Below are 7,865 nucleotides of genomic sequence, written 5' to 3'. Positions count from 1 at the left end.
ATGTCCGTGCCCGCGCCGAGCCGGTGCAGGAGCACGCTCAAGGCGGCCTGAAGCACCATGAACACGGTCGTCTGCCGCGACCGCGCGAGAGCGGCAAGCGCCTGGTGCAGTTCGGCATCGATCCGCACCGGAACGACGCCGCCCTCGGACCCCGCCTGCTCCGGATAGGGGTAGTCGGTGGGCAGGTCGATGCGTTCCGGCAGACCGGCAAGCGCCTCACGCCAGTAGCCGACCTGCGCGGCGAGGAGGCTCCCCGGGTCGCTCTCGTCGCCGAGGAGATCGCGCTGCCACAGGGTGTAGTCCGCGTACTGCACCGGCAAGGGTGTCCATGTCGGAGCACGGCCCGCGCGCCGAGCCGCATAGGCCGCGCTCAGGTCGCGGGACAGCGGCCCCATCGACCAGCCGTCCCCAGCGATGTGGTGGATCACCAGGACGAGCACGTGCTCGTCGACGGCGTCTCCGGCCTCTTCGGCGTCTTCGACGTCCTCGACGGTGAACAGGGCTGCCCGCAGGGGCAGTTCGGTCACGAGGTCGAAGGGGTGGCGCACCGCGCGGTCCACCGCACCGGCCAGTTCCGCCCCGGTGACCGACTCGACGTCCACCACCGGCCGCGCCTCGCCGACCGGACGTACGTCCTGATACGGCTGGCCGTCCGTCTCCGGGAAGACCGTGCGCAAGGCCTCGTGGCGTGCCACGACATCACCCAGCGCCGCCCGCAGCACCTCCGCGTCCAGCGCACCGGAGATACGGAGCACCGCGGCGCCGTTGTACGTCGCGCTGGGTCCCTCGAACCGGTACAGGAACCACAGTCGGCGCTGCGCGTACGACAGCGGCATCCGCCGCGGACGCGCCACGGGCACGATCGGCGGACGCGCCTCGGCGCTGCCGTCGAGCTGCCGGGTCAGGCCCGCCACCGTCGGGGAGTCGAAGAACGCCTTGATGCCGAGCTGCGCGCCCATGGCCCTGCGGATGCGGCCGATCACACGGGCGGCCAGCAGCGAGTGGCCGCCGAGGTCGAAGAAGCTGTCGTCGACGCCGACGCGCTCGGGGTCGATGCCGAGGACCTCGGCGAACAGGGCGGTGAGGATCTCCTCGTGCGGGCTGCGCGCCGGTCTGCCCGGCCGCCCGTCGGTGCCTCCGCCTGTTTCGATGCCTCCGCCTGCTTCAGCGGTGTAGTCGGGGTCGGGCAGCGCCTTGCGGTCCAGCTTGCCGTGGGAGGTCAGCGGCAGAGCGTCGAGGACGACGACCGCGGCGGGCACCATGTACTCCGGCAGTCGCTCCGCGAGGCGTTCCCGCACCTCGGCGGGGTCGACACTGCCGTCGGTCTCCGGCACGACATAGCCGACGAGACGCCGGTCACCTGCCTGCTCCTCACGCACCACCACGGCCGCCCGCGCGACCTGGACGCAGCGAGTCAACTCCGCCTCGATCTCGCCGAGCTCGATGCGGTAGCCGCGCAGTTTGACCTGGTCGTCGGCGCGCCCGAGGAAGACGAGGGTGCCGTCGCTGTTCCAGCGCGCAAGGTCGCCGGTGCGGTACATCCGGGACCCGGCAGGCCCGTACGGGTCGGCGACGAACCGCTGCCCGGTGAGGCCGGGCCGCCGCAGATAGCCCCGCGCCAGACACACGCCCGCCACATACAGCTCGCCGGGTACGCCGGGCGGCACCGGACGCAGGCCCGCGTCCAGGACGTACACCTGCGTGTTGGCCATCGGGCGGCCGATCGGGACGGGCCCGTCCGGCAGCTCGTCGCCGGGCTCGATCCTGAACTCGGTGCAGTTCACCGAGGCCTCGGTCGGCCCGTACACGTTCATGACGGTCACACCCGGATGCCGGTCGCGCCACGGGCGCAGCGTCTCGCCGAGCAGCGCCTCGCCGCCGAGCAGCAGCTCCTTGCGCGGGGAGACCTCCTCCGGAAGGCCTTCGAGCAGCGCCAGGTGGCTGGGCGTCGCCTTGAGGAAGTCGTAGCCGGGCGAACGCGTCTCCACGCTGTCCGCGAGACCGTCCCGCAGCTCCGCGAGCACCACACGGCCGCCCGAGACGAGCGGCGTGAAGAGCGCGGTGATCGAGAGGTCGAAGGAGAGGGACGTGTGCAGCAGCGCCACGCCCTGGGCCGCCGGGTAGCGACGGCTCGTGTCGCGCAGATAGTCGACCACTGCGGCGTGCGGCACGACGACACCCTTGGGAGTGCCCGTGGAACCCGACGTGTAGATCACGTACGCGGGGTGGGCGGGGTCGGCTGCGATGACCGGGTCGGTGGCGTCCAGTGCCGCCGTCCGGGCCTGGAGGGCGGGGTCGTCGAGGACGACGACCGGGGTGCCCTGGGGCCAGAGGTCGGCGGTGGCGGTGGCCGTGGCGGTAGAGGTGGCGGTGGCCGTGTCGGTGAGGACGAGGGTGGGGCGGGCGTCCTGGACCATGTGGCGGATGCGTTCGGCCGGGTAGGTCGTGTCGATGGGCAGGTAGGCCGCCCCCGTTTTGAGTACGGCGAGGAGCGCGGTGATCAGTTCCGGTGAGCGGGGCAGGGCGAGGGCGACGATGTGCTCGGGTCCGACGCCGCGTTCGGTCAGCAGCCGGGCGAGGCGGTTGGCGCGCGCGTTGAGTTCGTCGTACGTGATGTGGGTGCCGTCGGCGACGAGGGCGATGGCGTCGGGCGTGGCCTCGGCCTGCGCCTGGAACAGCTCCGGGAGCGTGCCGGGCCGGGTGGGCACAGCGGTGTCGTTCCACGTCCGGAGCATCTCCTCCTGCTCCGTGGCCGACAGCAGGTCCACCGAGCCCACCTGCTGCTCGGGGTCGTCGAGGAGGGTCGCGAGGGCCTGGCGGAACCAGCGGCCGATGGCCTCGACGCGCTCCCGGGAGAACCGGGCCGCGTCGAACTGCAGGGCTCCGTCGATCCCCTGCGGCGCACCGTCCGGGCCGAACCGCTCCCGCAGAGTCAACGTCAGGTCCCGGCGCGCGGCCTGCGTGTTCCAGGAGGAGGTGGTGAGGCTCAGTCCGGGGATGTCGAGCTGCTGCGCCTCGTGGTTCTGCAGCGTGAGCATCACCTGGTACAGCGGCTGGTGGTCCGTGGAACGGATGGGGTTGAGTGCCTCCACCAGGCTTTCGAAGGGGACGTCCTGGTGGGCGTAGGCGTTGAGGTCGCTCTCGCGGACGCGATCGAGGAGTTCGGCGAAGGTGGGATCGCCGGACAGGTCGGTGCGGAGCACCAGCGTGTTGACGAAGTTGCCGATGAGGGTGTCGAGCTCCTGCTGGGCCCGGCCTGCCGTCGGCGTGCCGATCGGAATGTCCGTGCCGGAGCCGAGGCGGTGCAGGAGCACGGCGAGGGCGGACTGCAACACCATGAAGACGGTGCTGCGGTGGCTTTTCGCGACCCGGACGAGCTCTGTGTGCAGATCCGCCGTCAGGGCAAGCTCCGCCACGCCTCCACGCCGGTCGCCCGACGACGCCCGCTCGGCGAGGTCGGTGGGCAGGTCGATGCGGTCGGGGAGCCCGGCCAGCGCGTGCTTCCAGTGGGCGAGCTGGGTGGAGAGCAGGCTGTCGGGGTCGCTCTCGCTGCCGAGGAGTTCGTGCTGCCAGAGGGTGTAGTCGGCGTACTGGATCGGCAGCGGCTGCCACGCCGGCGCGTTCCCTGCGCTCCGGGCGGCATAGGCGATGCTCAGGTCGCGGGCGAGGGGGCCCATGGACCAGCCGTCTCCGGCGATGTGGTGGATGACCAGGACGAGTACGTGCTCGTCGACAGTGTCTGAAACGGTCAACAGGGCGGCGCGGAAAGGCAGTTCGGTCGCTAGGTCGAAGGGGTGACGGACGGCGCGGTCGATCGCGCCGGTCAGCTCCGCTTCGGTGACCGTTTCGACGCTCACCTCGGGCTGTGCTTCGGCGGCCGGGCGGATGTCCTGGTACGGCTGGCCGTCGTGGTCGGGGAAGACGGTACGCAGGGCTTCGTGACGCGCCATCACGTCGTTCAGCGCAGCGAGTAGAGCGTCCGTGCTCAGGGTGCCGGACAGGCGCAGCACGACAGGCACGTTGTAGGTCGCGCTGGGTCCTTCGTACCGGTGCAGGAACCACAACCGGCGCTGCGCGAACGACAGCGGCATGCGTTCCGGGCGCGTGGCGGGTGTCAGTGCCGGGCGGGCGGCCGGGCTCGTCGTTGCTGCCAGTGTGCGCGCCAGGGTGGCGATGGTAGGTGCTGCGAACAGGTCGCGGATGGCTACGTCTACGCCCATGACCGCTCGTACGCGGCCGATGAGGCGCATGGCGAGGAGGGAGTGTCCGCCGAGGTCGAAGAAGCTGTCGTCGACGCCGATGCGGTCGAGGCCGAGGACGTCGGTGAAGAGTCCGGCCAGGATTTCCTCGCGTGCGTCGCGCGGGGCCCGGGAGTGAGCGGCCGTGCCGTTGTAGTCGGGTGCGGGCAGGGCCTTGCGGTCCAGCTTGCCGTTCGGCATGAGGGGGAGGGCGTCGAGGGTGACGACGGCTGCGGGGACCATGTGGTCGGGGAGCCGTGCGGCGAGAGCCTTCTTCACCTGGTCGAGCTGCACCTGGTCGAGCTTCATCTGGTCGAGGTCGACGGCGCGTTCGGCGGCCGCGTCAGCATCGGCTACGACGTAGCCGACGAGGCGTCGGTCGCCGGGCCGGTCCTCACGGATGAGGGCGGCGGCGCTCGACACTCCGGGGCAGGCGGTCAACGCGGCTTCGATTTCGCCGAGTTCGATGCGGTAGCCGCGTAGTTTGACCTGGTCGTCGGTGCGGCCGAGGTAGCGCAGGGTGCCGTCGTCGTTCCAGGACGCGAGGTCGCCGGTGCGGTACATACGGGACCCGGGCGGCCCGTACGGGTCGGCGACGAATCGCTCCGCCGTCAGTCCCGGCCGGTTCAGATAGCCACGGGCGACACCGGCGCCCGCCACGTACAACTCGCCCGGCAGCCCCGCCGGGACGGGGGAGAGCCCTTGGTCCAGCACGTATATGCGCGTATTGCCGATGGGGCGGCCGATGGGCGGTGTCTCGGCCCCCGACAGCGGGTCGCTGAGGGTTGCGCAGACGGTGGCTTCCGTGGGCCCGTAGGCGTTGACCATTCGTCGGCCCTGGGACCAGCGTCCGGCCACGTCGGGTCCGCAGGCTTCGCCGCCCACGACGACTGTCATGGTGTGCGGGACGTGGGTCACCTCCAGTACGCCGAGCGCGGAGGGCGGCACCATGCAGTACGTCACTGTGGCGTCGGTGAGGACACGGGCGAGTGCGGGGCCGGGGGCGAGGTCGTGTGCGTCGGCCACTACCAGCGCGGCGCCGGTGAGCAGGGCCAGGCTCCAGTCCCAGGTCGCCGCGTCGAAGCTGGGTGAGGCGAACTGCAGGATGCGGCTGCCCGGTCCCACGCCGAGGTGCGGCCCGGAGGATGCCACGAGGCTGACCAGACCGGCGTGGGTGACCACCACGCCCTTGGGCACGCCCGTCGATCCGGAGGTGTAGATGACGTAGGCGGGATGCGCGGGCCGGGGCCCGGACGCGACCGGCTCGGCCGTCTCGCAGGCCGCCAACTCCGCCTGCACCGCCACGTCGTCGAGCTGTACGACCGGCGTGCTGTCGGTCCAAAGACGGGTGGTCGTCGCATCGGCCACGATCAGCGTGGGCCGGGCGTCCTGGACCATGAAGCGGATCCGGTTGACCGGGTAGGCGGTGTCGATGGGCAGATACGCGGCCCCCGCTTTCCACACCGCAAGGACCGCCACCACCAGCTCGGGTGATCGTGGCAGTGCCAGCGCTACCACCTGCTCGGAGCCGACGCCCCGTTCTACCAGCAGGCGCGCGAGCCGGTCTGCCCGCGCGTTCAACTCGCCGTACGAGTAGACGGTGCTGCCGTCAGGGGCCACCAGTGCGACCGCGTCCGGGTCCTGAGCGACCCGGGCCTCGAACGCGGCCGGTGCCGTCTCCTCCAGCAATCCGACTACCGGACCGGCGCCCCACTCACCCAGCACGCGCTCACGCTCACCGGCGGAGAGCAACTCCACCGCACCGACCCGCTGCCCCGCGTCCTCGGCCACAGAACTCAGCAGACGAACCAGACGGTCGGCGATGACGGTGACTGTGTGCCGGTCGAAGCGGTCGGCGCGGTAGTCCAGCCGCAGCCTGAGCGCATCGCCGGGAGATACGGCGAGGCTCAAGGGATAGTGGGTGGCATCACGACCTTGCGTAGCTGTGGCCGTGAGGCGGGATGCCCGGCGATCTGCTGAGGTATCGCGGTCGGCTGAGGTGTCGCGATCGGCGGGAAAGTTCTCCACGGCCATCACCGTGTCGAACGCGTCACCGAGCCCGGCGGTGCGCTGAATCTCCGTCAGGGACAGGTGCTGGTGCGGCAGCAGCGCACCCTGCTCGTCCTGCACACGTACGGCCAGATCGGCCCACGTGTCCCCGGACTCCATGCGCACCCGGACCGGAACCGTGTTGATGAACAGGCCGATCATGCTCTCGACGCCGGGGATCTCGGACGACCGCCCCGACACCACGGCACCGAAAACCACGTCGTCCTGACCGGTCGTCCGGCCGAGCAGCACACCCCACGCGCACTGGACGAGCGTGCTCAGCGTGACGCCCAGGCGGCGGGCCTGGGCTTGCAGTGCGGCTGTGGTCTGCTGCGGAAGATGGGCGACGAAGCGTTCCGGGAACACCGATGCCGCAGCGTCAGCGGCCACGGCGTCAGAGGCCGAGGCGTCAGAGACCGTGTCAGCAGCGGGACTTGCCAGGAAGGTGGGCTCCGCACCGGTCAGCGCGGCGCTCCAGGATTCACGCGCACCGTCGCGGTCCTGCTCGGAGAGCCAGACCAGGTACTCCCGGTAGGGAGTCACGGGCGGGAGGTCGCTGTCGTCGCCCTTGGCGTCGTACAGGGCGAGCAGTTCGCGCACCAGCAGGGACGACGACCAGCCGTCGATCAGGACATGGTGCTGGGTGATGACCACTCGACTGCGGTCCTTCGCCGTTGAGTTCACACCCTTACGGACGTCACCGACAACGTCACCGACGACGTCACCGACGTGCCTGACGAGCGCCATGCGCAGCAGCGGCGGACGGTCGAGTTCGAAGCGGCGGGCCCGCTCGGCATCGGCGAACGCCTGCAGTTCGGCCTCGGCCTCCACGGCCGTCAGATGGGTGAGGTCGACCTCCGACCACGGCAACTCGACATCACGGGCGATTACTTGGACCGGCTCGTCGAGGTCGTCGACCCAGAACGCGGCCCGCAGGTTCGCGTGCCGGTCGAGCAGGGCCTGCCCGGCCGCGCGCAGGGCCTCCGCGTCCAGGGCGCCCTCGAAGTCCAGGATCAGCTGCACGACATAGGCATCCGGCCCCTCGCGGTCGGCAAGGGCGTGGTAGACCAGCCCTTCCTGAAGCGGCGACAGCGGCCAGATGTCCTCAAGCTCATGCGACAAGGTTGATCCACTCTCCGTACCAGGCACTGCAACGTGTTGAGAAGGCTCATCGACAGTGCGCGCGGCCACTTCACCGGAACAGGGACCGAGTTGCGGCCCGCCCACCGCCCGTCGACCGCGCCGGATCAAGGGGGCGGAAGCTGGGCGTCAGTGTGCCGCACACACCGGTCATGAATGTCTTGGGCAGTCGCGCACAATGGAGACGTGCACAGCGATGACGTGCAGAGCGATGACATGCACAGCGATGACGTGCACCGCGATGACATGCACAAAGATGACGTGCACAAAGGTGAAACGGCACGTGTCGCCAGTGTGGCCCAAGAAGTTGGGAATGAGCGTCAGCTCGGCTTGTTCACCCGAGTCGCCAGGGAATAGCTCGCCGATAAGCCGGACGTGTCTGCGGTGCCCCTCCGAGGAATCTCTCCACGGCCCCCTCCTGCATCCAAAGCGCTACCC

General features: G+C 70.4%; 2 protein-coding genes. One reads left to right on the top strand and one right to left on the bottom strand.

From position 1 onward, the window contains the following. A partial coding sequence (locus tag ABZ953_RS28505) for an amino acid adenylation domain-containing protein (RefSeq protein WP_361729318.1) occupies positions 1-7,409 on the bottom strand: 7,409 nt, incomplete at its 3' end. Between the two features lie 204 nt (positions 7,410-7,613). On the opposite strand from ABZ953_RS28505, the gene ABZ953_RS28500 reads away from it, so the two are divergent. Beyond that, a complete protein-coding gene (locus ABZ953_RS28500) occupies positions 7,614-7,784 on the top strand; it encodes a hypothetical protein (RefSeq protein ID WP_361729315.1) in 171 nt (56 codons plus the stop codon). Positions 7,785-7,865: the final 81 nt, after the last annotated feature.

It is taken from the genome of Streptomyces sp. NPDC046465 (genome assembly GCF_040646035.1).
Taxonomy (GTDB): Bacteria; Actinomycetota; Actinomycetes; order Streptomycetales; family Streptomycetaceae; genus Streptomyces.
This window is presented reverse-complemented; position numbering and strand designations above follow the sequence as displayed.